We start from the raw sequence: 25,790 nt of genomic DNA, 5'->3' as shown, positions 1-25,790 counted from the left end.
TCGAAATTAACATACGTAAAAGAAGTCGGTATGTTTTCAAGAATGATTGCATACAAATTTGATTGCCAAATGAGGATTTTAGTTAACGCCATGAGAACATTTGGCCACCGCGTATTTTTAGATGTTCGGCGAGGATTTGAATAAACTATTGCAATACGGGCAGACTAACTGTGAGCCCTTCTGAACTCGAGTAAAACTATGCTCTGAGTTCTTCGAGCAGTTTGGGCATAGGCACTTAACCAGATAATTGCGGTTTGATTGTGTATTCTTACGTCCGGACATGGACATCTCCTGATTGAATGGACTGTCACCATACACGGTTATGCATGTGGATGCTTTTTTGTTTTAGCTTTACATCGGTATTGCCACGTAAAAGTCACATTTATAACAAAAAGTAAGTTAAACCTTCAAAAAGAGGTATATAGTATTAATTTAAATATTCATTTTAGATGCCCATGTTGCCATGGCTCTCAATATCGAATGTCAGCGTTTGATGTCTCAGAGAAAAACCCATTTGGTGCGAAGTGTATTTTTTGTAAAACCAATATGGTCTTTAATGGGTCTATGAATGCCAGTGATAAAATTCCTGGTGTGCGGCATGGCGTTTAGCACAACGGAGGACTGTGCTGGTTATCTTTTCGGATATTATCAAGCAAGATATTACTCAATACAGAGATTAGTTTGAGCAGTAATCCCCTAAGCATAAGAGGATTATTGCTTTATACTGACAATGTATAAGTTTATACGGCTAAACGCTGATTAAATTTTTGTTCCATCATATATTCTATCTTTACCCATAGATTTCGCCTGGTACAGGTAGCCGTCAGCGATAGCGATGGCATCTTCAGTTTTTTTATCGCTCAGCACGCAAACCCCGCCACTGAACGTCACTTTCAGGTTTGGCTCTCTGAATTGACGATGCTTAACTTCATTTTTCCAGTTTTCCAGCCACTTGATAGCATCATCTAAATTCACATCGGTAAAGATTACAGCAATTTCCTCACCACCGTAGCGATACAAAGTGATGTCAGATAGCCCGCACAAGCGCATTCCAAAGCTTGCAACCGTTTTGAGCACGATATCTCCGGTTGTATGACCAAAGCTATCATTAATCAGTTTGAAATTATCAATATCTATCAAGGCAAGAATGGCATTGTTATTACTGCTTTTTTTCTGAATGTCAGCGTCAAACGCACGGCGATTTTTTAAACCAGTAAGGCTGTCAGTTAACGACTCTGATTTGACGTGATCCATCTGGAGGGTGGTGTTTTTTATTTGCTCGACGAGCAGTTCGTCAGCAGCTTTCTTCTCAATAATTCCATTCTGTATGGAACCCGTAATACGGATATATATATTGTTAAGTATTGTCCTCATTGACCACCAGCAGGTGGCGAGAACAAGTAGTAAGATCGTTGTTATAATGAAAATTGGGAAGTTTTTATTATAAGCGATATTGCTGTATTCTGAACGGTCTACTTTAATCAACAGATACCAATCCGGATGGCTAATATGATAATAGTAATAATATGCCTTAGTATCGGGAAGGTAAAATGTACCATTGTACTCACCGATATTGGACATCACATCAGGAATATGCGTCAGTTCATCTTTGCTATCTGAACTGAGTACGACAGAACCCTCTCTGGTTATGAGATACTTAGTGTTCGGCAACGGTGAGGCCAGTTTCTTTAATGAGCGCTCTCCTTTGATAACATCAATGTCGAACGAAACAACACCAAAATGTTTACCGTCACTGCCACTGACCGGTAGTGACATTGAATATATTTTTCTTGATGTATTCAGGTCAGTATAAGGTTCAGTAAATACTACATCACCGGCGCTGATTTGACCTGCGATATACCATGGCCGCGTTTTATGATCGACTGAATCAGTGCTTGATGCATAAGGAACATGAACCTCTCTGTCTTCAGGAGTAGACGTAATGATTGCCAGGATGTCGGGTAGTAACCTTAGATGACTTGTCAAAAACGCCGATAATTCACCGTCACTCATTTTGCTGTTTTTTTCTTTGTATTTTTCAATAAGCTCTGATTTTAGATATAACAGAGACTCTTCGTTAGCATTTATGTCTTTCTGAATAAATGACGCAATATTTTGCGTATGCGTATTATGCAGAGAGTGATAATGTTTGAATATATGATTTTTCTGCAATAGAACTAGCACAAGACTAGAGAGAAATACGCATACGGCAAGTATCGTAAATATAAAATTTAATGGTCTCTTAAAACTTAAACTACCAATCATAAATTACTCCAGAGCTTGTTAATATCTACATCCATGCAAAATAAATGTACTTAATAAAAACGTATTTATTTTTTCGAAACCACGTTTTATTTTTATTGTAACTATATCATTGATTGTCATTAACGATCAATATTTATGTATCGATCGTTTTTGCCTATAGTTAATTTTTGTGAGCAAGCGGTCATTCAAATACGTATATCGCATTAGGCTCAGCGTGCTTTACAGCCTGAAGGGAAGAGGGGTGGTTCTTTTGGTGGAAATCAGCGGAAGATTAACTTCCTGTTATTTGGTTGGTTTGGCCTGGTGGAATGGCAATGCAGCGTTAATAACATTCACCGGAACAACCCACGCCGGGCCTCAGCCAGGATGTTTTGAAAGTCATTCAAAAAATCAGAATGCTGTGGCCTGGTAATACGCATATCTGATGATATTACAAGGAGCATCACCGGGTAGAATCCCTGAGTTGATACGGGATTTGGAGAATACGGAAAGTATGGTAAAACCAGACTGGGAGGTCATCGAGACGGCGCACTGGATCCGTAGGTGAACAATCTTATTCTTACACCGATAGCGACCTCATATATAGAAAAACCTGAAGACTTTCATCGAATATAACAACTCCTATTGCGAAAAGCAGCGCGCCTATTACCGCCATCCCGATAACGTTAAAATAGAAATTCCAGGGTTCTTTTGCGCGGTAGATATAGTATTTTTCATACGAGCCCTTGTACCAGCCAATGAAAACGCCAGTTTGGATAGCTCTTCCTGTATGACAGATATAGAAGAGGCCGCACAGACAAAAAGCCAAAGCAGCTAGCGCATCTAAAGTACTCATTCAGACAATAACCTTATCTTTCAAAATGGCAGACCAGGCACTTATACTTCAAGTATGTCATTAGCAAACAACACGTTGAACCCGGTGGAAGGCAAATCGAGGGTAAAGTTAAGGGCACAAACATTGTGTACTTGTTTGCGCCCTTAAGAATTAAAGTCAAGGCAGTGTCTTTTTTAATGTATTGTATTTATTGATTATTTATTATCAAAATACCTTTTTATACGGTTTTACCCAAACCTGCTGATAGACTCCGGCCGCCACGTACGGGTCGTCCTGGGCCCAGGACTGGGCGGCTTCAAGAGATTCAAATTCTGCAATAACCGTGGAACCGCTGAAACCTGCGGCGCCCGGATCGTTGCTGTCGACTGCAGGCATTGGGCCAGCGGTCAGCAGACGGCCTTCATCGTGCAGCAGTTGCAAACGGGCCAGATGAGCAGGGCGAACGGCAAGACGTTTTTCAAGAGAGTCGGCGACATCCTGGGCATAAATGACGTAAAGCACGGGCAGAACTCCTGTTTAAAATAGTTTGCGGATTACGGTAAGGGAAAGCGTCGGTGACTGCAATGCAAAGTTGCACTGCCGTAAAAAGAGGGAAATCGGTGCGCGCTTTTTGGGCAACTGCGGGAGAAAATTGACCGAAGATAAGATGTCTTATTGAATATGATTGCTATTTGCATTTAAAATTGAGCTCTCATTTTTCAACTGTAACGACTATGACTGCAATGACCTATGATTTACCTCGCCGGTTTCCCTGGCCGACGTTGCTCTCAGTTGGCATCCATGGCGCCGTCGTGGCCGGTCTGCTGTATACCTCGGTACATCAGGTTATTGAACTGCCCGCGCCCGCGCAGCCGATTACGGTCACGATGGTGGCCCCTGCCGATTTAGAACCGCCTCAGGCCGTGGTTCAGCCCCAGCCTGTCGTTGAACCGGAACCTGAGCCGGAACCAGAGCCTATTCCTGAAGTGCCGCAGGCGCCGGTGGTGATCCATAAACCGAAGCCAAAACCGAAACCGAAGCCAAAACCGGTGAAAAAAATTGAGCAACCGAAGCAAGAAGTGCGGCCGGTTGAATCTCGTCCGCTGTCAACGGTCAACCGCGATGCGCCACCGGCAAGTTCAGTAGCGAACAATCTTCCCGGGGCCAGCGCGCCGTCGGTGAATGCACCAACCGGTCCGCGAGCGCTGAATCGTCCTCAGCCGGGGTACCCGACGCGCGCTCAGGCGCTGCGTATTGAAGGTAAAGTGCGGGTCAAATTCGACGTGACCGCCGATGGTCGTGTGGAGAATGTGGAAATACTCTCGGCGCAGCCATCCAATATGTTTGAACGCGACGTGAAAACGGCGATGCGTAAATGGCGTTACGAAGCCGGGAAACCGGGGACGGGATTGATTATGAATATTGAATTCCGCCTGAAAGGCGTGCAGATGAATTAAGCGAAAGCCCCCGAAAGGGGGCTTTGTCGTTATACGGCGAGGACTTTATCCAGCGCCTTCTGCGCGGCGACGAAGTGCTGGCCGCCAAAAAGAATAGCGCGGTTAATCAGCGTATAGAGCTGGTAAATGGGCTGACGGTCGAGAAAATCGGTCGGAAGCGGGGACACCGACTGATAGCCATCGTAGATCTGCGGTGGGCGATCCGGATGCAGCGGCAGCATGGCCAGATCGCACTCACGGTCTCCCCAGTAGCAGGCAGGATCAAAAATGTAGGGCCCGTTCGGCCCAAGCGCGCAGTTATTTGACCACAAATCGCCGTGCAGCAGAGAAGGCTGAGGCTGATGTGCGCTCAGGCGCTGCTGCACGTGATCGACGATCGCGTCGATATCGCCAAACTCCATGCCTTTTTCCGCCGCCAGCTCGAGCTGCCAGCCGATGCGCTGCTCGGAAAAGAATGTCGACCAGCGACGCTGCCAGGCGTTGGGCTGCGGGGTAGTGGAGAGATCGTTATCAAAATCGAGACCGAACTGCGGCTGATCGCTCCACTGATGTAAGTGCGCCAGCTGTTGACCCAGCAGGAAGGCATTGTGCGCGTCCAGCGGACGAGGCGGGAGATATTCCATCACCAGGAAACTGTAGTCGCGGTCTGCGCCGACGACGAAGACCTCTGGGACAGACACCGTTTTACTGCGAGAGAGCAGCTCCAGCTGGTCGGCCTCTGCGGTAAAAATGGGCAACAATTCACGTTCATCGCACTTCACGAAAAAATCACGACCGGCATAACGCATATGCCACGCGGCGTGAATTTCTCCGCCGGGCAGTTCATTACGCAGATCGATTTCGCCACTTCCGAGTTGCTCGCCTAACAGGCTACTGATCGCTTGCCACATGATGTCTCTCCCCATGTTTTCTGCCGTATCATAAGGTTAGCGCATTACTGCCGGGTAAAAATTCGAGCTATACCGCACAACGGGTAAAAAGAATGTAGAAAGCAGAAGCGACGTAATAACGTTTCTGCTACAGACGTATGGTGACTCAACCAGCGGAGACACTCGATTGTTAACAATGGAGTTTGCTTAGCATAGTTGATTACAACAATTTAGCGACCTGCGGGTTAGCCCGCAGGGGCGTTTTCCTGCACATTTAGTGCGATTGCAGGTAGTCGTAGATCTTTTGCGTATTCTCGCGCGAGCACAGGCGGGTGCCTTGATTAAGCGTCGCGGCGCTGCCTGCTGCCACACCGTAGCGAACCATGTCCTGCAGGCTGGCGTTTTCCGCCAGTTTCAACGTCATCGCGCCGACCATGCTGTCGCCCGCGCCAACGGTGCTTTGGCTTTTAATGGGGGGCGGGACAACTTGCACGCAGCTATGCGCGTCAACGGCCAGCGCCCCTTGGGCACCTAGCGACACCACGACACGGTGGGCTTTTCCACTGCGGACCAGTTCCTGCGCGGCGTTGCGGACGTCGTCCGGCTGGCTTAAATCGCGCTGTACCAGCGCACTTAGCTCTTTTTGATTCGGTTTTACCAGCTCGATATTGCCAATCTCCAGCGCGGCCGTGAGCGCCTCGCCGGAACTGTCGATAATGCAGCGTAATCCGTGCTGTTGAGCGGCACGGATCAGGGCGACAAATTGCAGCAGTGAAACGCCGGGCGGTAAACTGCCGCTGATGACTAATAACGAGCCCGGGGGAATCTGTAACACCTGCGTCTGAAGCGCCTGAATTTCGTCATCATGTAACGCAGCGCCCGGCATCACAAAACGGTACTGCTCGCCGCTGGCATCAATGTGTACGTGCAGGTTCTGACGCGTCCATTCACGCGAGGCAATGGTCACGACGGGAACATGTTCAGTCTGCAGCAGCGTAACCAGATGTTCGCCCGTTGCGCCGCCCGCCGGGAAGAGGGCGGTGGCGTTGCCGCCAAGGAAGGTTATCGCCCGTGCAACGTTAATCCCACCGCCGCCCGGTTCAAAAATGGGTGCGCTACAGCGGAGTTTCCCCTCAGGATAGATTTGCGGCGTTTGGGTCGCGCTGTCGAGAGAAGGGGCGAACGTGAGTGTGTAAATTTTAACCATAGCTATAAACTCCATTTATGAGCTAATGAGCGGCTCGAAACACATGTAGAGGTAAGTCTGGCACCTGGGTAACAATAAATAAAGCAACAACGGCATGATTTTTATAGAAAAGAGTAAATAAATGCTTACTTTTATTATGAAATAAAATGCGGTTTAAGAACGCTCTTATTCAAAAAATGACAGCAGATTAGGATTGCTATGTTATACGTGGCTTTTTATAATTTGTTGCCTTTCTATGGACCACCCCGTCGTTGATCCTCGCGAAAGTTTCCGGGACGTAAGCGTCTCCTTTTTTGTTGTACGGACTCATAATAAATGAAGCTTTTGAAGACAGTACCGGCAGCGGTTGTGCTGCTGGGGGGCGTGTTTGCGTCTGCGTATGCAACCGCCAGTGATACCGTTTTTACTGTCATGGATGACCCAACAGCCGCTAAGAAACCTTTTGAAGGTAACGTGAATGCGGGCTACCTCGCGCAATCAGGTAATACTAAAAGCTCGTCAGCCACCGCTGATACGACGCTGACCTGGTACGGCGATACGACAGCATGGTCCCTGTGGGGCAATGCCAGCAATACTTCGGCTAACGATGAACGATCTTCTGAAAAGTACGCCGTTGGCGGCCGTAGTCGTTATAACATGACGAATCAAGACTATCTGTTCGGTCAGGCCAGCTGGTTGACTGACCGCTATAACGGCTATCATGAACGAGATGTCTTCACGGCTGGTTATGGTCGTCAGTTCCTGAATGGCCCTATTCACAGCTTCCGCTTTGAATTTGGTCCAGGGGTTCGCTATGACGAATATACCGATGGCAACACGGAAACCCAGGCGCTCGGCTACGCTTCTGCTGCCTACGCGTGGCAGATGACCGACACCGCCAAATTTACTCAGGGCGTATCCGTCCTGGGGGCTGATGATACCACCGTGAACTCAGAGACCGCGCTGAACGTGGCAATCAACGCACACTTCGGTCTGAAGGTGGCTTACAACGTCACCTGGAACTCTGAGCCGCCGGAAACTGCGCCGAATCACACCGATCGCCGCACTTCTCTGACGCTGGGTTATACCATGTAATATTTATGGGCCGGTTTTCTTCCGGCCTGTATTTTCAGTTTAGCGTATTGTGTTATTCTTAAATTCAACCGCTGTTTTATTTAATTAAAAATACACTCCCTCCATAATATCTCCATATTTGCCGTTTTAGACATATATTCAGTAAATTTGACACGAATAGCTAAATATTTTGACTAGTCAAAAGTGTGATCTGGATCTAGACTATGTTCAAGGGCGAAATGATGCCTGGCAGTCTAAATAGCTGCGCGGAATAGTAGATCACTGAAAGGGAACTCAGCCCGGATTGCGCGATCTGATCATTCGCCAAACCAACCAAAACCACCAACCGGACTGAGCGATGCCGATCATAGCACCAATACCCCGTGGCGAACGACGCCTGATGCAGAAAGCTATTCATAAAACGCGCGATAAAAATCATGCCCGCAGACTCACGGCCATGCTGATGCTTCATCGGGGTGAACGGGTCAGCGATGTTGCCAGAACTCTCTGTTGTGCCCGTTCATCCGTTGGTCGCTGGATTAACTGGTTTACGCACTCAGGTATTGAAGGCCTGAAATCCTTACCCGCAGGGCGCTCCCGACGCTGGCCTTTTGAACATATCTGCACCCTGTTACGTGAGCTGATAAAGCATTCTCCCGGCGATTTTGGTTATCAACGTTCACGCTGGAGCACCGAATTACTGGCAATAAAAATCAATGAGATAACCGGTTGCCAGTTACATGCAGGAACCGTTCGCCGCTGGTTGCCATCTGCGGGGCTTGTATGGCGCAGGGCCGCGCCAACTCTGCGCATCCGTGACCCACATAAAGATGAAAAGATGGCGGTAATCCACAAAGCGCTGGATGAATGCAACGCAGAGCATCCGGTATTTTATGAAGATGAAGTGGATATTCACCTTAATCCTAAAATCGGTGCGGACTGGCAGTTGCGCGGACAGCAGAAACGGGTAGTGACGCCGGGGCAGAACGAAAAATACTATCTGGCCGGCGCACTGCACAGTGGCACGGGTAAAGTCAGCTACGTGGGCGGCAACAGCAAAAGTTCAGCGCTGTTTATCGCTCTGCTGAAGCACCTGAAAGCCACTTACCGGCGGGCGAAAACAATCACGCTGATCGTTGATAACTACATTATCCATAAAAGCCGCGAAACACAGCGCTGGTTGAAAGCAAATCCCAAGTTCAGGGTAATTTACCAGCCGGTTTACTCGCCGTGGGTGAATCATGTGGAACGGCTATGGCAGGCACTTCATGACACGATAACCCGTAATCATCAGTGCCGCTCAATGTGGCAGTTACTGAAAAAGGTCCGCCATTTTATGGAAACCGCCAGCCCATTCCCCGGAGGAAAACATGGTCAGGCAAAAGTGTAGCGGTATTAGGCGCAGCTATTTAGAGTCTTAATCCAGTTAGAGAATAAACATTATGAAAAATATCAAAATCGCATCTGCAGCTATTCTGCTGTCAGCACTCTCTTTCGGCGTATTTGCCGCCGAACCTGCAACGCAGCCAGCCCGTACCACTAACGCCACCACCGTTCAACACGTGGGGATCTCCAGCGCTTATGACGTTGAAGCGGGTTCTAACATCGCCCCCGGCTCACAGTCTACCGGCCGCTCTATGGACGACGCATTCAATGTCCATACCCTTGTTGCGGGTGAGTGGTATTAATCATTCTGTGCTGTAATAATTTGATTTAATTATTTTATACCGGCAGAGAAAACCGGGTAGAGATGTACCGGTTTTTCTTGCTGCTGTTGATATTTAGCTAATTAAGTATGTTGATATTTAAAACGACAGTTCGGATATTTTAACGGCACGTATTGTTAATTGAATCGGGTTAAGCGCATTTTTTGTATATAAATGATCTTTAACCATACTTTTTCCAACCCTCATTCTTTCCGTTTTATTATCCCCAAATCATTGCTGCCCATCGCAGCAACAGCATGGCACCACAGATAGCGATCAGCACTAGCACCATTTTCCAGTGTTTTTTTGCAAATCGATGTGTTGGCATGGTCCATTCCTTTTGGCGTTGAATGCACTTAGTGTACCAGAATCTCGCACCTGGCGTATTTCCCTCTTATAGTTCTTGTGTCGTCTTATGCGGAGAACAGGTATGCGCAACCCCACCTTATTACAATGCTTTCATTGGTATTATCCCGCCGGTGGTGAATTGTGGCTGGAAGCGGCGGCGTTGGCGCCCAGCTTGAACGAAATTGGTATCAACATGATTTGGCTGCCGCCGGCCTGCAAAGGGGCGTCTGGGGGGTATTCCGTTGGCTATGACAGCTACGATCTTTTTGATTTGGGGGAGTTCGATCAGAAAGGAACGGTGGCAACCAAATATGGCGATAAATCTCAGCTGCTGGCGGCCATCGATGCCCTGAAACAACATGATATTGCGGTGCTGATGGACGTGGTCGTCAACCATAAGATGGGAGCAGATGAGAAGGAGCGTATCCGCGTACAGCGCGTGAATGCAGACGATCGTACGCAAATCGATGACGAAGTCATTGAGTGTGAAGCGTGGACCCGCTACACGTTTCCCGCGCGCGCAGGAAAATACTCGCAGTTTATCTGGGATTTCAGATGTTTTAGCGGCATTGACCATATCGAGAACCCTGACGAAGATGGCATCTTCAAAATCGTGAACGACTATACCGGCGAAGGCTGGAGCGATCAGGTCGACGACGAAATGGGGAACTATGACTATCTGATGGGCGAAAATGTTGATTTTCGCAATCAGGCGGTGGCGGAAGAATTGAAATACTGGGCACGGTGGATGCTTGAGCAGACCGGCTGCGATGGTTTTCGCCTGGATGCCGTTAAACATATCCCCGCGTGGTTCTATAAGGCGTGGATTGAGCACGTGCAGGAAGTGGCCGCCAAGCCGCTGTTTGTTGTTGCGGAATATTGGTCCCATGATGTCGAGAAATTACAGCAGTACATTGCTCAGGTTGAGGGGAAAACCCTGCTGTTTGATGCTCCATTGCAAATGCATTTCCACGATGCGTCGCGCATGGGACGCGATTATGACATGAGCCAGATCTTTACCGGTACGTTGGTAGAGGCCGACCCGTTCCATGCGGTTACGCTGGTAGCGAACCATGATACCCAGCCGCTTCAGGCGTTGGAAGCGCCGGTGGAAGCCTGGTTTAAACCGCTGGCTTATGCGCTAATCCTGCTGCGTGAAAACGGCGTGCCGTCGGTCTTTTATCCCGATCTGTTTGGCGCCCACTATGAAGATAGCGGCGGGGACGGTGAAAACTACGTTATCGACATGCCGGTGATTGAGCAGCTACACGAGCTGATTCATGCCCGCCAGCGCTTCGCCCACGGTGTACAGACCCTGTGGTTCGATCATCCGAACTGCATTGCCTTTAGTCGCAGTGGAACAGAAGATATGCCGGGCTGCGTGGTGGTGCTGTCTAATGGCGACGCCGGTGAAAAGACGCTGACGCTCGGCGAAAATTATGCCAATAAGCGCTGGAAAGATTTTCTTAATAACCGCGAGGAGTGTGTTGAAACCGACGACGCGGGGGGGGCGACCTTTACCTGTAATGGCGGTAGCGTCAGCGTGTGGGTGATGGAGGAGGGGCTGTAAGCGCCAGTCAGTCACCATCATCGCCATTGGCGGTGACGATGCGCTGCTTTTATCGTCGATAGCGGCAGTCATCGGCTGTCGTCGCCAATTCACACTTTTCTGCCAGGTCAGCGGCGTGTACACTGGTGCTTCGGTATCAGGGCGTTAATGCGGGTACATTCAGAGTACTTGTGGATGTACACACTTAGCAGAGTGAAGCTCAGAAACGCATTTAACAAACTGATATTTCTAAATACTTTTGTTTTGTATGTGCTCTTTCGTGTGGGGCACCACTGCAAATAAGGACATGAAATGCCTGTAATTACTCTTCCTGATGGCAGCCAACGCCATTACGACCACGCCGTTAGCCCGATGGATGTCGCTCTGGACATCGGCCCTGGTCTGGCAAAAGCCACCATCGCTGGGCGCGTGAACGGTGAACTGGTTGATGCATCCGACATTATTGAAAATGATGCCACGCTGTCTCTCATTACTGCAAAAGATGAAGACGGTCTGGAAATCATTCGTCACTCGTGTGCTCACCTGCTTGGACACGCTATCAAACAGCTGTGGCCTAACACCAAAATGGCGATCGGCCCGGTTATCGACAACGGTTTCTATTACGACGTCGATCTTGACCATACGCTGACCCAGGAAGACATCGACGCGCTCGAAAAACGTATGCACGAGCTTGCCGAGAAAAACTACGACGTCATCAAGAAGAAGGTCAGCTGGCATGAAGCTCGCGATACTTTCGTAAAACGTGGCGAAACCTATAAAGTTTCCATTCTTGATGAAAATATCGCGCATGATGACAAACCTGGTTTGTATCATCACGAAGAATACATCGACATGTGCCGCGGTCCGCACGTGCCGAATATGCGTTTCTGCCACTACTTCAAGCTGATGAAAACCGCAGGCGCCTACTGGCGTGGCGACAGCAACAATAAAATGCTGCAACGTATCTACGGTACGGCGTGGACGGACAAAAAAGCCCTGAATGCCTATCTGCAGCGTCTGGAAGAAGCGGCAAAACGCGACCACCGTAAAATCGGTAAGCAGCTTGACCTGTATCATATGCAGGAAGAAGCGCCGGGCATGGTCTTCTGGCATAACGACGGCTGGACCATCTTCCGTGAGCTGGAAACTTTCGTACGCTCCAAGCTGAAAGAGTACCAGTATCAGGAAGTGAAGGGCCCGTTCATGATGGACCGTGTGCTGTGGGAAAAAACCGGCCACTGGGACAACTACAAAGATGCGATGTTCACCACCTCTTCGGAGAACCGCGAATACTGCATCAAACCGATGAACTGCCCGGGGCACGTTCAGATCTTTAACCAGGGTCTGAAATCCTACCGCGACCTGCCGCTGCGTATGGCGGAGTTCGGTAGCTGCCACCGTAACGAACCGTCTGGTGCGCTGCATGGCCTGATGCGCGTACGCGGCTTTACTCAGGATGACGCCCATATCTTCTGTACGGAAGAGCAGGTGCGTGATGAAGTGAACGCGTGCATTCGTTTAGTCTATGATATGTACAGCACTTTCGGTTTTGAAAAAATCGTGGTCAAACTTTCAACGCGTCCGGAAAAACGTATCGGCAGCGATGAAATGTGGGACCGTGCAGAAGCGGATCTGGCCGTCGCGCTGGAAGAGAACAACATCCCGTTTGAATATCAACTGGGTGAAGGCGCGTTCTATGGTCCGAAAATTGAGTTTACCCTGTATGACTGCCTCGATCGTGCTTGGCAGTGCGGTACTGTACAGCTGGACTTCTCCCTGCCGGCTCGTCTGAGCGCCTCTTATGTGGGCGAAAACAACGAACGTCAGGTTCCGGTAATGATTCACCGCGCCATTCTCGGTTCACTGGAGCGCTTCATTGGCATCCTGACCGAAGAATTTGCCGGTTTCTTCCCGACATGGCTTGCGCCGGTGCAGGTTGTGGTGATGAATATTACCGATTCTCAGTCTGAATACGTTAACGAATTGACCCGTAAACTACAAAATGCAGGCATTCGCGTAAAAGCAGACTTGAGAAATGAGAAGATTGGCTTTAAAATCCGCGAGCACACTTTACGTCGTGTCCCTTACATGTTGGTCTGTGGCGACAAAGAGGTTGAAGCCGGCAAAGTTGCCGTGCGCACCCGTCGTGGCAAAGACTTGGGCAGCCTGGACGTAAACGAAGTGATTGAGAAGCTGCAACAAGAGATTCGCAGCCGCAGTCTTCAACAACTGGAGGAATAAGGTATTAAAGGCGGAAAACGAGTTCAAACGGCACGTCCGAATCGTATCAATGGCGAGATTCGCGCCCAGGAAGTTCGCTTAACTGGTCTGGAAGGTGAGCAACTGGGTATTGTGAGTCTGAGAGAAGCAATCGAAAAGGCTGAAGAGGCTGGAGTAGATTTAGTTGAAATCAGCCCTAACGCCGAACCGCCAGTTTGTCGTATCATGGACTACGGCAAGTTCCTTTATGAAAAGAGTAAGTCTTCTAAGGAACAGAAGAAAAAGCAAAAAGTTATCCAGGTTAAGGAAATTAAATTCCGTCCTGGGACCGATGATGGCGATTACCAGGTAAAACTCCGCAGCCTGGTACGCTTTCTCGAAGATGGCGATAAGGCTAAGATCACGCTGCGTTTCCGCGGTCGTGAGATGGCCCACCAGCAGATCGGTATGGAAGTGCTTAACCGCGTCCGTGACGATCTGAGTGAACTGGCAGTAGTCGAATCCTTCCCTACGAAGATCGAAGGCCGCCAGATGATCATGGTGCTCGCTCCTAAGAAGAAACAGTAAGGCCTTCAAGTAGCAATGTCCGTGGAGCTTTCGGGCTTCACTGGCGTTGTTCGCCTATGTTTCGTTTATTAACAATGCGAAGTGGAAGTTATTAAGATGCCAAAGATTAAGACCGTACGCGGTGCTGCTAAGCGCTTCAAAAAAACCGGTGGTGGTGGATTTAAGCGTAAGCACGCAAACCTGCGTCATATTCTGACCAAAAAATCTACTAAACGTAAACGTCACCTGCGTCCAAAAGGCCTTGTTTCTAAAGGCGATCTGGGTCTGGTTATCGCGTGCCTGCCGTACGCATAAGCCGTTAACGTTTAAATTTTTTACTAAGAATATAGATACAGGAGAGCACATATGGCTCGCGTAAAACGTGGTGTAATTGCACGTGCACGTCACAAGAAAATTTTGAAACAAGCTAAAGGCTACTACGGTGCGCGTTCTCGCGTATACCGCGTTGCCTTCCAGGCTGTTATCAAAGCTGGTCAGTACGCTTATCGTGACCGTCGTCAGAAAAAGCGTCAGTTCCGTCAACTGTGGATTGCGCGTATCAACGCAGCAGCACGTCAGAACGGCATTTCTTACAGCAAATTCATCAACGGCCTGAAAAAAGCCTCTGTTGAAATCGACCGTAAGATCCTGGCTGACATCGCAGTATTCGACAAAGTAGCGTTCACCGCTCTGGTCGAAAAAGCGAAAGCAGCACTGGCATAAGCCAGTTGGAAGAGGGAGCTAGTCTCCCTCTTTTCATTTTAATCGCATCAAAACGTTGACATTTATTCCCGTAGCCCTTTCAATAAAGGTGTTACGACCCTTACCACACAAGGTAACGCAAGCATGAATGCTGCTATTTTCCGCTTCTTCTTTTACTTTAGCACCTGAATCCAGGAGGCTTGCGCGTGAAAGAAGAAACGAAAAATCAGCGCCAATAAGCCTCCGGATGGAGGCTTTTTTTGTATCTGAATTCGAGATTAAGTCCACCAAACCGGTGTCTGCACCGACATAATGAGGAAAACCATGTCACATCTCGCAGAGCTGGTTGCCAGTGCCAAGGCAGCCATTAACCAGGCTTCAGATGTTGCCGCGTTAGACAATGTCCGCGTCGAATATCTGGGCAAGAAAGGGCATCTGACCCTTCAGATGACCACACTGCGTGACCTGCCGCCAGAAGAGCGCCCGGCCGCAGGCGCGGTCATTAACGAAGCGAAAGAGCAGGTGCAGCAGGCACTGAACGCGCGTAAAGCCGATTTGGAAAACGCCGCGTTGAACGCCCGTCTGGCCGCAGAGACCATTGACATCTCCCTGCCGGGTCGTCGTATTGAGAACGGTGGTTTACACCCGGTAACGCGTACTATCGACCGTATTGAAAGTTTCTTCGGTGAGCTCGGCTTTACCGTTGCAACGGGCCCGGAAATCGAAGATGACTACCATAACTTCGATGCGCTGAACATCCCAACGCACCACCCGGCACGTGCTGACCACGACACTTTCTGGTTTGACGCCACCCGTCTGCTGCGTACCCAGACTTCCGGCGTACAGATCCGTACCATGAAAGATCAGCAGCCGCCAATTCGTATCATTGCGCCGGGCCGCGTCTATCGTAACGACTACGATCAGACCCACACCCCGATGTTCCATCAGATGGAAGGCCTGATTGTTGATAAAAACATCAGCTTTACCAACCTGAAAGGGACGCTGCACGATTTCCTGCGCAACTTCTTTGAGGAAGACCTGCAGATTCGTTTCCGTCCGTCCTACTTCCCGTTTACCGAACCGTCAGCGGAAGTTGACGTGATGGGCAAAAACGGTAAATGGCTGGAAGTGCTGGGCTGCGGCATGGTGCACCCGAACGTCCTGCGCAACGTGGGTATCGATCCGGAAGTTTACTCCGGCTTCGCCTTCGGTATGGGCATGGAACGTCTGACTATGCTGCGTTACGGCGTCACCGATTTACGTGCATTCTTCGAAAACGATCTGCGTTTCCTCAAACAGTTTAAATAAGGGCAGGGCAACATAATGAAATTCAGTGAACTGTGGTTACGCGATTGGGTTAACCCGGCTATCGACAGCGAAGCGCTGTCCGATCAAATCACCATGGCGGGTCTGGAAGTCGACGGCGTTGAAGCCGTGGCCGGCTCCTTCCATGGCGTGGTAGTGGGTGAAGTGGTTGAATGCGCCCAGCACCCGAATGCAGACAAACTGCGCGTTACAAAAGTTAACGTGGGCGGCGAACGTCTGCTGGATATCGTCTGTGGCGCGCCGAACTGCCGCCAGGGTTTGAAAGTTGCGGTCGCGACTATTGGCGCCGTACTGCCGGGCGACTTCAAAATTAAGGCCGCGAAACTGCGCGGTGAACCGTCAGAAGGGATGCTGTGCTCCTTCTCCGAGCTGGGCATTTCCGACGATCATAGCGGTATTATCGAGCTGCCGGCCGACGCGCCGCTGGGTACCGATATCCGTGAATACCTGAAGCTTAACGATAACACTATCGAAATCAGCGTGACTCCGAACCGTGCCGACTGCCTGGGCATCATTGGCGTTGCCCGCGACGTTGCGGTGCTGAACAAGCTGCCGCTCAACGCGCCGGAAATTGCGCCAGTAGCGGCAACCATTGCTGATGTGATGCCGATTGACGTAGAAGCAGCCGATGCCTGCCCGCGCTATCTGGGCCGGGTGGTCAAAGGTATCAACGTGAAAGCGCCAACCCCGCTGTGGATGAAAGAAAAACTGCGTCGTTGCGGTATTCGATCCATCGATGCCGTGGTTGATGTCACCAACTACGTCCTGCTGGAACTGGGTCAGCCGATGCATGCGTTCGATAAAGATCGCATTGAAGGCGGCATCAAAGTGCGCATGGCGAAAGAGGGCGAAACGCTGGTGCTGCTGGACGGCTCTGAAGCCAAACTTAGCGCCGACACGCTGGTGATTGCCGATCATAACAAAGCGCTGGCGATGGCCGGTATCTTTGGTGGCGAGCATTCTGGCGTGAATGATGAAACCCAGAACGTGCTGCTGGAATCGGCGTTCTTCAGCCCGCTGTCCATCACCGGACGCGCACGTCGTTATGGCCTGCATACCGATGCGTCTCACCGCTACGAACGTGGCGTTGACCCGGCGCTGCAGTACAAAGCCATGGAACGCGCTACCGCGCTGCTGATTGAACTGTGCGGCGGCGAAGCGGGTCCGATTGTTGACGTTACCCACGAAGCCTCACTGCCGAAGCGTGCAACTATCACGCTGCGTCGCAGCAAGCTGGATCGCCTGATTGGCCATCACATTGCCGATGACCAGGTGACGGATATCCTGACCCGTCTGGGCTGTGAAGTGACCGTCGGTAACGACCAGTGGCAGGCGGTTGCGCCAACCTGGCGTTTCGATATGGAGATTGAAGAAGATCTGGTTGAAGAAGTGGCGCGTGTTTACGGCTACAACAGCATCCCGAACGAGCCGGTACAGGCCGGTCTGGTGATGGGTAGCCATAAAGAAGCCAATCTGTCGCTCAAACGCGTCAAAACCATGCTTAACGACAAAGGCTACCAGGAAGTGATCACCTACAGCTTCGTGGATCCGAAGGTCCAGCAGCTGGTGCACCCAGGTGAAGAAGCGCTGATTCTGCCAAGCCCGATTTCCAGCGAAATGTCCGCGATGCGTCTGTCTCTGCTCACCGGCCTGTTGTCGACGGTGGTTTATAACCAGAACCGTCAGCAAAACCGCGTGCGTATTTTCGAGACTGGCCTGCGCTTTGTTCCGGATACGCAGGCTCCGCTGGGTATTCGCCAGGACGTGCTGCTGGGCGGCGTGATTTGCGGTAACCGCTATGACGAACATTGGAATCTGGCGAAAGAGACCGTTGATTTCTACGATCTGAAGGGCGATCTGGAATCCGTTCTCGACCTGACCGGTAAATTGTCTGAAATTGAGTTCAAAGCGGAAGCCAACCCGGCCCTGCATCCAGGCCAGTCCGCCGCCATTTATTTGCACGGTGAACGTATTGGTTTCATTGGTGTTATCCACCCGGAACTGGAACGTAAACTGGACCTGAACGGCCGTACGCTGGCGTTTGAACTGGAGTGGGACAAGCTCGCAGACCGCGTGGTTCCTCAGGCGCGTGACGTTTCTCGCTTCCCGGCAAACCGTCGTGATATCGCCGTCGTTGTGGCTGAAAATGTGCCTGCGGCAGATATTTTAAACGAATGTAAGAAAGTTGGCGTAAATCAGGTAGTTGGCGTAAACTTATTTGACGTGTACCGCGGTAAGGGTGTTGCGGAAGGCTATAAGAGCCTTGCTATCAGCCTGATTCTACAAGATACCAGCCGTACACTCGAAGAAGAGGAGATTGCCACTACCGTTGCCAAATGCGTAGAGGCATTGAAAGAGCGATTCCAGGCATCATTGAGGGATTGAACCTATGGCGCTTACAAAAGCTGAAATGTCAGAATATCTGTTTGATAAGCTTGGGCTTAGCAAGCGGGATGCCAAAGAACTGGTGGAGCTGTTTTTTGAAGAGATCCGTCGTGCTCTGGAAAACGGTGAACAGGTTAAGCTGTCCGGTTTTGGCAACTTTGATCTGCGTGACAAAAATCAACGCCCGGGACGTAACCCAAAAACGGGTGAAGATATTCCCATTACAGCCCGGCGTGTGGTGACCTTCAGACCAGGACAGAAGTTAAAAAGCCGGGTCGAAAACGCAACACCCAAAGAAGAGTAATTCTGCACTAACTAAAAAGGCCGCTGATGCGGCCTTTTTCTTTTCTGTGCGGCATTGTCACCGTAAAATCAAACGCTTCTCTACGGGCTGACGGATAACTATGCAGGTTTACGTACATCAACAGCAGCGGCGCAACCGCCGCTGGCTTGTCGGGCTGTCTCTGGCGCTACTGTGTATGCTGGCGATCAGCCTTTGCGCGGGTGAGCGCTGGATCCCGCCCGGCGAATGGCTGACCGCAAAAGGCCAGCTGTTTATCTGGCAGATTCGCCTGCCGCGAACCGCCGCCGTACTGTTGGTGGGTGCCGCGCTGGCCCTTTCCGGCGCGGTGATGCAGGCGTTGTTTGAAAACCCGCTCGCCGAGCCGGGGCTGCTGGGCGTCTCTAACGGCGCGGGCGTCGGACTTATCGCGGCGATTATGCTCGGCCAGGGCAACCTGCCGGGATGGGCTCCCGGGCTTGCGGCCATTGCCGGTGCGCTGGTGATTACCGCGATTCTGATGCGCTTCGCGCGTCGTTACCTGTCGACCAGCCGGCTGTTGCTGGCCGGAGTGGCGCTAGGGATTATCTGCAGCGCCATCATGACGTGGGCCGTCTATTTCTCGACCTCGTTCGATCTGCGTCAATTAATGTATTGGATGATGGGCGGTTTTGGCGGCGTGGACTGGCAGCAGGTGTGGCTGATGATTGCACTATTGCCGGTGATTATCTGGGTCTGCCTGCAATCACAGCCTCTGAATCTGCTGGCGCTGGGGGAAACGTCTGCCCGCCAGCTGGGCGTGCCTATCGCATTCTGGCGCAAGCTGCTGGTGATGGCGACCGGCTGGCTGGTCGGCGTGAGCGTCGCGCTGGCTGGGGCGATTGGGTTTATCGGTCTGGTGGTGCCGCACATGCTGCGCCTGTGCGGTCTGACCGATCACCGGGTGCTGCTGCCTGCCAGCGCGCTGGCGGGAGCCTGTACGCTGCTGTTTGCCGACATTGTCGCGCGACTGGCGCTGTCGGCGGCGGAACTGCCAATTGGCGTGGTGACGGCGACGCTCGGCGCGCCGGTGTTTATCTGGCTGCTGCTCAGGTCAGGACGCTACGCGTGAATGAAAAGGCTTGCCGTCGGGCTAGCCTATCTGTCTATTATTAAAGACCGGGCGATAAGACCCCCTAACACGCTGAAATGAGGATGCTATGCAAACCACGATTCTGAACACCCCCGTGACCACCATTGACGGCGAGAACACGACCCTGGAACGCTATCAGGGCAAGGTCCTGCTGATTGTTAACGTGGCGTCGAAGTGCGGCCTGACGCCGCAGTACGAACAGCTGGAGGCGCTGCAAACGTCATTGCAGGATGAAGGCTTCACCGTGCTGGGCTTTCCCTGTAATCAGTTCCTGGGCCAGGAACCGGGCAGCGAGGAAGACATTAAAATCTTCTGCAGCACGACTTACGGCGTAACTTTCCCGCTGTTCAGTAAAATTGAAGTGAACGGTGCAACGCGTCATCCGCTGTACAGTTTGTTGACGCGCCTGGCGCCGGTTGCCATTGCACCGCAGGGGAGCGGCTTTTATGAGCGAATGGCGAGCAAAGGACGTGCGCCCGCGCATCCTGGTGACATCCTGTGGAACTTTGAGAAGTTCCTGATTGGCCGTGACGGACGCGTTATCGATCGTTTCTCCCCGGATATGACGCCGGACGATCCGATTCTGACGGCGGCAATTAAGCAGGCTATCGCCGAGCTATGACCACGTTGATGCAGCTTCAACACGTCGGCGAAGGTGTCCGTCTTCAGGACTTCAGCGCCGACGTGGCGCGCGGGGAAATCGTGCATCTGGTCGGGCCGAATGGCGCCGGGAAAAGCACGTTGCTGGCCAGAATGGCCGGTCTGCACCGCGGTAAGGGCGAGATTACGTTGAACGCGCAGCCGCTGGAGGCATGGCCTGCTCCCGAGCTTGCGCGCCACCGAGCCTATCTCTCCCAGCACCAGACGCCGCCTTTTGCCATGCCCGTCTGGCAATTTCTGATGCTGCATCAGCAGGGGGGGCAGCACTCGCCGCTTGCCGTCCATATTACCGATGCGCTGGGGCTGAAAAACAAGCTTGCACGCAACGTTAATCAGCTTTCCGGCGGCGAATGGCAGCGCGTCAGGCTGGCGGCGGTGATGCTGCAAATTCACCCCGCAGCGAATCCGGACGGGCAGCTGCTGTTGCTCGATGAGCCGATGAACAGCCTCGACGTATCCCAGCAGGCGGCGCTGAACAAAATGTTGGATGAACTCCGCGCCGCAGGCGTGGCTATCGTAATGAGCAGCCACGATCTGAACTACACGCTACGCCATGCCGATCGCGTGTGGCTATTATGCCAGGGGCGATGCATTGCCCGTGGTGAAACTGAAAATGTAATGCAGCCGAAGAATTTAGCCGCAGCATATAATATGCATTTTCAGCGGCTGGACATTGCCGGTCATCAAATGCTCATTTACGATGAAGTCGGCGAAAATTAATCCAACTCCGCTTGTCGGGGCGCGGATTGCTTGCCAGCCAATACGCAATGGATATAATTTATTGGCTGAATAAAAAAATAGAGGATTCGCTGGATATGCGTTTCTGGGCTCTTTTTCTCGTCGCATTCATTTTAGCAGGGTGCAGTAGCCATCGTGCACCGCCGCCGAATCCCCGGCTTGCGGATTCGATCACCGTGATTGCCAGCTTAAACGATCAGCTGCAAAACTGGCACGGTACGCCATATCGCTATGGCGGAATGAATCGTCGCGGCGTTGATTGTTCTGCGTTTGTGCTGGTGACGTTCCGTGATAAATTCGAAATGCAGCTACCGCGCGAAACGCGACAGCAGGCGAAAATTGGCACCGAAATAGACAAAGACGATCTGCTGCCCGGCGATCTGGTGTTCTTCAAGACTGGAGCAGGTGAGAGCGGGCTTCATGTCGGTATCTATGACACCGATAACAAATTTATCCATGCCTCTACCAGCCAGGGCGTGACGCGATCGTCGCTTAACAACGTCTACTGGCAGAAAAACTTCTGGCAGGCCAGGCGAATTTAATCGAAAAGAAAAGGAGGCGAAATGCCTCCTTTTCTTTTTATATACGGCATAAATTTAATTAATCCGCCCGTATTATTCTGATTTTGTTAGGCGAGATCATAGAACTTCAGGTTGATTGTGTTAATCCATTACTTTCGATTACAATCATTATGATCCAGTGACGGACTATAAAAATAAAAAGGGACCGATGAAAGGAATAACCACCACATTCACTACCGTAGGTTTTTTGCTTTGTGACGTCAGGAACCCGGACATGACTTTTAGTGAAGGGCAGTCGCAATGATGGTATCGCTGGATAATACGTATTGTTCTCAATTGTTTTTCCTACCCGCGAGAAATAGCGACGGGCAGCTTGTCGGTCTGAAAATTGTCAGCCAGTTTAGCGGTATTGATAACGACATCCGCATTCCCACCGGCCTGGTGCTGCCGCGCCTGACGCCGCAGCAAGAAATCACTCTCTTCGAGGAAAAGCTGGCGCTGCTGAACAACTGCCAGCTGTTCTTTCTTCAGCACAATCTCAAAGCCTGGATAACGATCCCCCCTGGCCTCGTAGACGTGCTGCTGGCCGATGCTGAACTGGCCGCCAGCGCTCAGCGTTTTCCGTTTCTCGAATTAGCCGTCAGTGAAAGTTTCCCAGGGCTGAATCAAATAGACGATCAGCATCCGCTGGCGCAGCTGAGCCTGTACTTTCCATTGGTCTTAAGCGACTTTGGGTCCGGTGATGCCTCTACCCGGGCGGTGTTTAGCGGGCTGTTCAGCCGTGTCGTACTCGACCGCAACTTTGTACAGCGGCAGGCGAGATCGGCGTCATTTGAGCCGTTTATGCGCGCTATCGTGACGCAGATCCAGCCTTACTGTCAGGGAATCATGATTTCCGGCGTCGATGACGGCAATACGCGTCAGCGCGTCGCGTCCTATGGCTTTAGCGGTATGCTCGGCAGCTTGTGGCCTGTCGTTGCCGAATCCTCCCTCATCACCCTCGTTCAACAATAACCCTGCTCTTACCCGGGTGTTTAACGTACAGTAACCCAATACACTACGGGCAGGAGGAACCATGAACCTGTCATTTAACACCCGCTGGCGCGACGAGCTGCCAGATTTTTACACAGCGCTACGGCCCACGCCGCTGCATAACGCTCGCGTTATCTGGCACAACGCACCGTTGGCGCAAGAGCTTGAGATACCGGAATCACTCTTTACCCCTGCACAGGGCGCTGGCGTCTGGGGCGGTGAAGCGCTGCTGCCGGGCATGTCGCCGTTGGCCCAGGTCTACAGCGGTCATCAGTTTGGCGCATGGGCCGGTCAACTGGGTGACGGGCGGGGTATTTTGCTTGGTGAACAGCAGCTGTCGAATGGCCGCACGGTTGACTGGCACCTCAAGGGCGCAGGGCTGACGCCGTATTCACGTATGGGCGACGGCCGCGCGGTGTTACGCTCAACTATCCGCGAAAGTCTGGCTTCTGAGGCGCTGCATTATCTGGGTATTCCCGGTACTCGCGCGCTGACGATAGTCACCAGCGATACGCCGGTGTACCGTGAAACGGTCGAGTCCGGTGCGATGCTGATGCGCATTGCCGAAAGCCATATTCGTTTCGGGCATTTCGAGCATTTCTACTATCGCCACGATATCGACAGTGTGCGTACGCTGGCAGACTTCGCCATCCGCCATTACTGGCCGCACTTGCAGCATGAGGCCGACGGCTACGCACTGTGGTTCCAGGATATTGTCGCCCGCACCGCGCGGATGATTGCCCGTTGGCAAACGGTCGGCTTTGCCCATGGGGTGATGAATACGGACAACATGTCGATTCTGGGGCTGACGCTGGACTATGGTCCGTTCGGTTTCCTCGATGACTATCAGCCCGCCTTTATCTGTAACCATTCCGATCATCAGGGCCGCTACCGCTTCGATAACCAGCCCGCCGTAGGGCTGTGGAACCTTCAGTGCCTGGCGCAGGCGCTGTCTCCGCTGATTGCGGTCGATACGCTTAATGCGGCGCTCGACGACTATCAGACGGTGCTCTTCCGCGAGTACGGTCAGCGAATGCGCCGTAAACTGGGGCTGTTTAGCGAAGAAAATGGCGACAACGATCTGCTGAATGGATTGTATGCGCTGATGGAGCGCGAGGGCAGCGACTACAGCCGAACCTTCCGTCTGCTTAGCGAAACTGAGCAGCATAACGGCGCCTCGCCGCTGCGCGATGAGTTTATCGATCGTGCGGCGTTTGACACCTGGTTTACGCAGTATCGCGCGCGCTTACAGCAAGAGCAGGTTGATGATGCGCAGCGTCAGCAGGCGATGAAGCAGGCCAATCCTGCCATTGTGCTGCGAAACTGGCTGGCCCAGCGGGCGATTGAGCAGGCGGAGAAGGGGGACTATCAGGAACTGCATCGCCTGCACGATGCGCTTCGCGATCCGTGGTGCGATCGTGACGACGAATACAGCCGTCGTCCGCCGGACTGGGGCAAACGACTGGAAGTCAGCTGTTCAAGCTAAGGGCTATTGGCTGCGCCAGCAAACGGCGGCGCAGCTATTTCGTCAGTATCAGTTTTCCTGCCTGAGTTTGACGCAGCAGATAGCGCTGCTCACCGTGTTCAATGATTAACCTGCCTTCCTGGCCCAGCAGCGTTTTACTGTCGACCCGGCGGTCGTTGGGTAGGGGATGAGGAGTATGATCCTTTTGCGGTTCCTGCGTTGCGCACGTATCCATTTGCGTTATTTAATAATGAAAATTAATGTAACAATGATAACTATTATCAATATTCAATAAGTTAACCGCAAGTCTTATTTATTACGCAAATGAACGGCAGGAGGGAAAACACCCGCCGATGTCCGGCGGGCGGGGGCATTACAGGCGAGTCGCGACCGCTGCGGCCAGTTTTTCCAGCAGCAGTTCCGTATCTTCCCAGCTCAGGCACGGATCGGTAATCGACTGGCCGTAGGTGAGGGGCTGGTCGGCAACAATTTTTTGCGTCCCTTCACGCAGGAAGCTTTCCGCCATGATGCCGGCAATAGCCGACGAACCGTTGCGGATCTGCTGACAAATATCGTCACACACTTCCAGCTGGCGACGATGCTGCTTCTGGCAGTTACCGTGGCTAAAGTCGACCACCAGATGCTCCGGTAGATCGAACTGATGCAGCGTGTCGCAGGCGACGGCAATATCATCGGCATGGTAGTTTGGCTTTTTACCCCCACGCATAATGATATGACCATACGGATTCCCGCTGGTCTGGTAGATAGTCATCTGGCCGTTTTTATCCGGCGACAGGAACATATGGCTGGCGCGGGCGGCACGGATGGCATCGACGGCAATGCGGGTGTTACCGTCGGTACCGTTTTTAAAACCGACCGGGCAGGAGAGCGCTGAGGCCATTTCCCGGTGAATCTGGCTTTCGGTGGTGCGCGCGCCAATGGCGCCCCAGCTGATCAGGTCAGCAATAAACTGGCCGGTAACCATATCGAGAAACTCGGTTGCCGTTGGCACGCCGAGGGTATTCACCTGGAGCAGCAGTTTACGTGCCAGCTCAATGCCGTGGTTTACGCGGTAACTGCCGTTGAGATCCGGGTCGGAAATCAACCCTTTCCAGCCCACCACGGTGCGCGGTTTTTCAAAATACGTGCGCATCACAATTTCCAGCTCACCCTGGTGCTTTTCACGCAGAACCTGAAGACGGCGGGCGTAGTCCATTGCCGCATCCAGATCGTGAATTGAGCAGGGGCCGACGATCGCCAACAGACGACGATCTTCACCGTTGAGAATTTTTTCAATACGCTGGCGTGATGCGGTGACGTGAGCCGCAACTTCAGGTGATACGGGGTGTCGCTGAGCAAGTTCAGCAGGCGTAATCAGGCTCTCAATTCGAGCGGTACGCAATTCATCGGTCTTATTCATGGAAGTCTCAGAAATTTGTTGCTTCGTCGGCCAAAATGCCGAGAAGTGATGCACATCACGATAAACCAATCTGCGCTTAATTCAAGCGTGGCAGG

Annotated in this window: 28 protein-coding genes, 1 pseudogene and 1 other annotated feature; of the genes and pseudogenes, 20 read left to right on the top strand and 9 right to left on the bottom strand. The window is 51.7% G+C overall.

What is annotated here, in order from left to right; translation table 11 throughout:
- Positions 1-117: 117 nt before the first annotated feature.
- Together H7R56_RS27680 and H7R56_RS13285 are read right to left on the bottom strand one after the other, a co-directional pair.
- Positions 118-282 carry a YnfU family zinc-binding protein gene (locus H7R56_RS27680; protein ID WP_219906276.1) on the bottom strand — a complete coding sequence of 55 codons (165 nt, stop codon included), beginning with the start codon at positions 280-282 and terminating at the stop codon, positions 118-120.
- A 477-nt stretch (positions 283-759) separates the two neighbouring features.
- Positions 760-2,265, bottom strand: coding sequence for a sensor domain-containing diguanylate cyclase (locus H7R56_RS13285; protein ID WP_106930815.1), 1,506 nt, complete (start codon positions 2,263-2,265; stop codon positions 760-762).
- Positions 2,266-2,655: 390 nt separating this feature from the next.
- Between H7R56_RS13285 and H7R56_RS28055 the strand changes: the two are divergent.
- Positions 2,656-2,767, top strand: a pseudogene (locus H7R56_RS28055) (hypothetical protein); the annotation flags it as partial.
- A 57-nt stretch (positions 2,768-2,824) separates the two neighbouring features.
- Here H7R56_RS28055 and H7R56_RS13280 read toward each other — a convergent pair.
- Positions 2,825-3,100: a hypothetical protein gene (locus tag H7R56_RS13280; protein ID WP_106930817.1), complete on the bottom strand. Its 276-nt coding sequence runs from the start codon at positions 3,098-3,100 to the stop codon at positions 2,825-2,827.
- 204 nt (positions 3,101-3,304) lie between these two features.
- Positions 3,305-3,601, bottom strand: a complete 297-nt coding sequence (locus H7R56_RS13275; protein WP_106930819.1) for a YciI family protein — start codon at positions 3,599-3,601, stop codon at positions 3,305-3,307.
- Between the two features lie 221 nt (positions 3,602-3,822).
- On the opposite strand from H7R56_RS13275, the gene tonB reads away from it, so the two are divergent.
- Positions 3,823-4,536, top strand: a complete 714-nt coding sequence (tonB, locus tag H7R56_RS13270; protein WP_181358060.1) for a TonB system transport protein TonB — start codon at positions 3,823-3,825, stop codon at positions 4,534-4,536.
- 29 nt (positions 4,537-4,565) lie between these two features.
- Here tonB and H7R56_RS13265 read toward each other — a convergent pair whose 3' ends face one another.
- Together H7R56_RS13265 and pfkB are read right to left on the bottom strand one after the other, a co-directional pair.
- Positions 4,566-5,426 (bottom strand): fructosamine kinase family protein, encoded by an 861-nt coding sequence (locus H7R56_RS13265; RefSeq protein ID WP_106930823.1) that lies wholly within the window; start codon positions 5,424-5,426, stop codon positions 4,566-4,568.
- A gap of 253 nt (positions 5,427-5,679) precedes the next feature.
- Positions 5,680-6,612: a 6-phosphofructokinase II gene (pfkB, locus tag H7R56_RS13260; protein WP_106930825.1), complete on the bottom strand. Its 933-nt coding sequence runs from the start codon at positions 6,610-6,612 to the stop codon at positions 5,680-5,682.
- A gap of 315 nt (positions 6,613-6,927) precedes the next feature.
- Between pfkB and H7R56_RS13255 the strand changes: the two genes are divergently transcribed.
- The 3 genes from H7R56_RS13255 (at position 6,928) to H7R56_RS13245 (ending at position 9,353) form a co-directional block, all read left to right on the top strand.
- Positions 6,928-7,686, top strand: coding sequence for a DUF481 domain-containing protein (locus H7R56_RS13255; RefSeq protein ID WP_106930827.1), 759 nt, complete (start codon positions 6,928-6,930; stop codon positions 7,684-7,686).
- Positions 7,687-8,023: 337 nt separating this feature from the next.
- Complete coding sequence (locus H7R56_RS13250) at positions 8,024-9,055, top strand: IS630-like element ISEc33 family transposase (RefSeq protein WP_003033020.1); 1,032 nt, start codon at positions 8,024-8,026, stop codon at positions 9,053-9,055.
- A 52-nt stretch (positions 9,056-9,107) separates the two neighbouring features.
- A complete protein-coding gene (locus H7R56_RS13245; RefSeq protein WP_106929232.1) occupies positions 9,108-9,353 on the top strand; it encodes a YdgH/BhsA/McbA family protein in 246 nt (81 codons plus the stop codon).
- A 238-nt stretch (positions 9,354-9,591) separates the two neighbouring features.
- On the opposite strand, the gene yniD is transcribed toward H7R56_RS13245, so the two are convergent.
- On the bottom strand, positions 9,592-9,699 hold the full coding sequence (gene yniD, locus H7R56_RS13240; RefSeq protein ID WP_100249959.1) for a small membrane protein YniD: 108 nt from the start codon (positions 9,697-9,699) through the stop codon (positions 9,592-9,594).
- A 102-nt stretch (positions 9,700-9,801) separates the two neighbouring features.
- On the opposite strand from yniD, the gene amyA reads away from it, so the two are divergent.
- From amyA to selO, 15 genes are all read left to right on the top strand, one after another.
- Positions 9,802-11,289, top strand: a complete 1,488-nt coding sequence (gene amyA / locus H7R56_RS13235; protein WP_106929230.1) for an alpha-amylase — start codon at positions 9,802-9,804, stop codon at positions 11,287-11,289.
- Between the two features lie 291 nt (positions 11,290-11,580).
- On the top strand, positions 11,581-13,509 hold the full coding sequence (gene thrS / locus H7R56_RS13230) for a threonine--tRNA ligase (protein ID WP_106929228.1): 1,929 nt from the start codon (positions 11,581-11,583) through the stop codon (positions 13,507-13,509).
- 3 nt (positions 13,510-13,512) lie between these two features.
- Positions 13,513-14,055 carry a translation initiation factor IF-3 gene (gene infC, locus H7R56_RS13225; RefSeq protein WP_071845866.1) on the top strand — a complete coding sequence of 181 codons (543 nt, stop codon included), beginning with the start codon at positions 13,513-13,515 and terminating at the stop codon, positions 14,053-14,055.
- 96 nt (positions 14,056-14,151) lie between these two features.
- Complete coding sequence (rpmI, locus tag H7R56_RS13220) at positions 14,152-14,349, top strand: 50S ribosomal protein L35 (protein WP_003030583.1); 198 nt, start codon at positions 14,152-14,154, stop codon at positions 14,347-14,349.
- A 51-nt stretch (positions 14,350-14,400) separates the two neighbouring features.
- On the top strand, positions 14,401-14,757 hold the full coding sequence (gene rplT / locus H7R56_RS13215) for a 50S ribosomal protein L20 (RefSeq protein ID WP_013366084.1): 357 nt from the start codon (positions 14,401-14,403) through the stop codon (positions 14,755-14,757).
- A 118-nt stretch (positions 14,758-14,875) separates the two neighbouring features.
- Positions 14,876-15,000, top strand: a sequence feature (Phe leader region).
- Complete coding sequence (gene pheM, locus H7R56_RS13210; protein WP_001386830.1) at positions 14,881-14,925, top strand: pheST operon leader peptide PheM; 45 nt, start codon at positions 14,881-14,883, stop codon at positions 14,923-14,925. It overlaps the preceding feature by 45 nt.
- 60 nt (positions 15,001-15,060) lie before the next feature.
- Entirely contained in the window at positions 15,061-16,044 is a 984-nt protein-coding gene (pheS, locus tag H7R56_RS13205; protein ID WP_106929226.1) for a phenylalanine--tRNA ligase subunit alpha, read from the top strand.
- 15 nt (positions 16,045-16,059) lie between these two features.
- Complete coding sequence (gene pheT / locus H7R56_RS13200) at positions 16,060-18,447, top strand: phenylalanine--tRNA ligase subunit beta (RefSeq protein ID WP_106929224.1); 2,388 nt, start codon at positions 16,060-16,062, stop codon at positions 18,445-18,447.
- A 4-nt stretch (positions 18,448-18,451) separates the two neighbouring features.
- A complete protein-coding gene (ihfA, locus tag H7R56_RS13195) occupies positions 18,452-18,751 on the top strand; it encodes an integration host factor subunit alpha (RefSeq protein ID WP_003030571.1) in 300 nt (99 codons plus the stop codon).
- A gap of 100 nt (positions 18,752-18,851) precedes the next feature.
- Complete coding sequence (gene btuC, locus H7R56_RS13190; RefSeq protein WP_106929222.1) at positions 18,852-19,838, top strand: vitamin B12 ABC transporter permease BtuC; 987 nt, start codon at positions 18,852-18,854, stop codon at positions 19,836-19,838.
- 88 nt (positions 19,839-19,926) lie between these two features.
- Positions 19,927-20,481: a glutathione peroxidase gene (locus H7R56_RS13185; RefSeq protein ID WP_106929220.1), complete on the top strand. Its 555-nt coding sequence runs from the start codon at positions 19,927-19,929 to the stop codon at positions 20,479-20,481.
- A complete protein-coding gene (gene btuD / locus H7R56_RS13180) occupies positions 20,478-21,239 on the top strand; it encodes a vitamin B12 ABC transporter ATP-binding protein BtuD (protein WP_106929218.1) in 762 nt (253 codons plus the stop codon). The genes H7R56_RS13185 and btuD overlap by 4 nt, the downstream gene beginning before the upstream one ends.
- A 95-nt stretch (positions 21,240-21,334) precedes the next feature.
- Entirely contained in the window at positions 21,335-21,799 is a 465-nt protein-coding gene (locus tag H7R56_RS13175; RefSeq protein ID WP_106929238.1) for a C40 family peptidase, read from the top strand.
- 279 nt (positions 21,800-22,078) lie between these two features.
- Positions 22,079-22,792 carry an EAL domain-containing protein gene (locus H7R56_RS13170; protein WP_182928275.1) on the top strand — a complete coding sequence of 238 codons (714 nt, stop codon included), beginning with the start codon at positions 22,079-22,081 and terminating at the stop codon, positions 22,790-22,792.
- 61 nt (positions 22,793-22,853) lie between these two features.
- The gene (selO, locus tag H7R56_RS13165) at positions 22,854-24,296 is read left to right on the top strand and encodes a protein adenylyltransferase SelO (protein ID WP_106929214.1); all 1,443 of its coding nucleotides are present in this window, start codon (positions 22,854-22,856) and stop codon (positions 24,294-24,296) included.
- Between the two features lie 34 nt (positions 24,297-24,330).
- Here the strand turns inward: selO and hemP are convergent, their stop codons facing one another.
- Both hemP and aroH read right to left on the bottom strand, forming a co-directional pair.
- A complete protein-coding gene (gene hemP, locus H7R56_RS13160; RefSeq protein WP_106929212.1) occupies positions 24,331-24,510 on the bottom strand; it encodes a hemin uptake protein HemP in 180 nt (59 codons plus the stop codon).
- A 138-nt stretch (positions 24,511-24,648) separates the two neighbouring features.
- Positions 24,649-25,695, bottom strand: coding sequence for a 3-deoxy-7-phosphoheptulonate synthase AroH (gene aroH, locus H7R56_RS13155; RefSeq protein WP_106929210.1), 1,047 nt, complete (start codon positions 25,693-25,695; stop codon positions 24,649-24,651).
- Positions 25,696-25,790 lie beyond the last annotated feature (95 nt).

It is taken from the genome of Klebsiella sp. WP3-W18-ESBL-02 (genome assembly GCF_014168815.1).
GTDB lineage: Bacteria > Pseudomonadota > Gammaproteobacteria > Enterobacterales > Enterobacteriaceae > Kluyvera > Kluyvera ascorbata_B.
The sequence above is the reverse complement of the archived record's forward strand: the minus strand, read 5'-3'. Positions and strand labels throughout refer to the sequence as shown.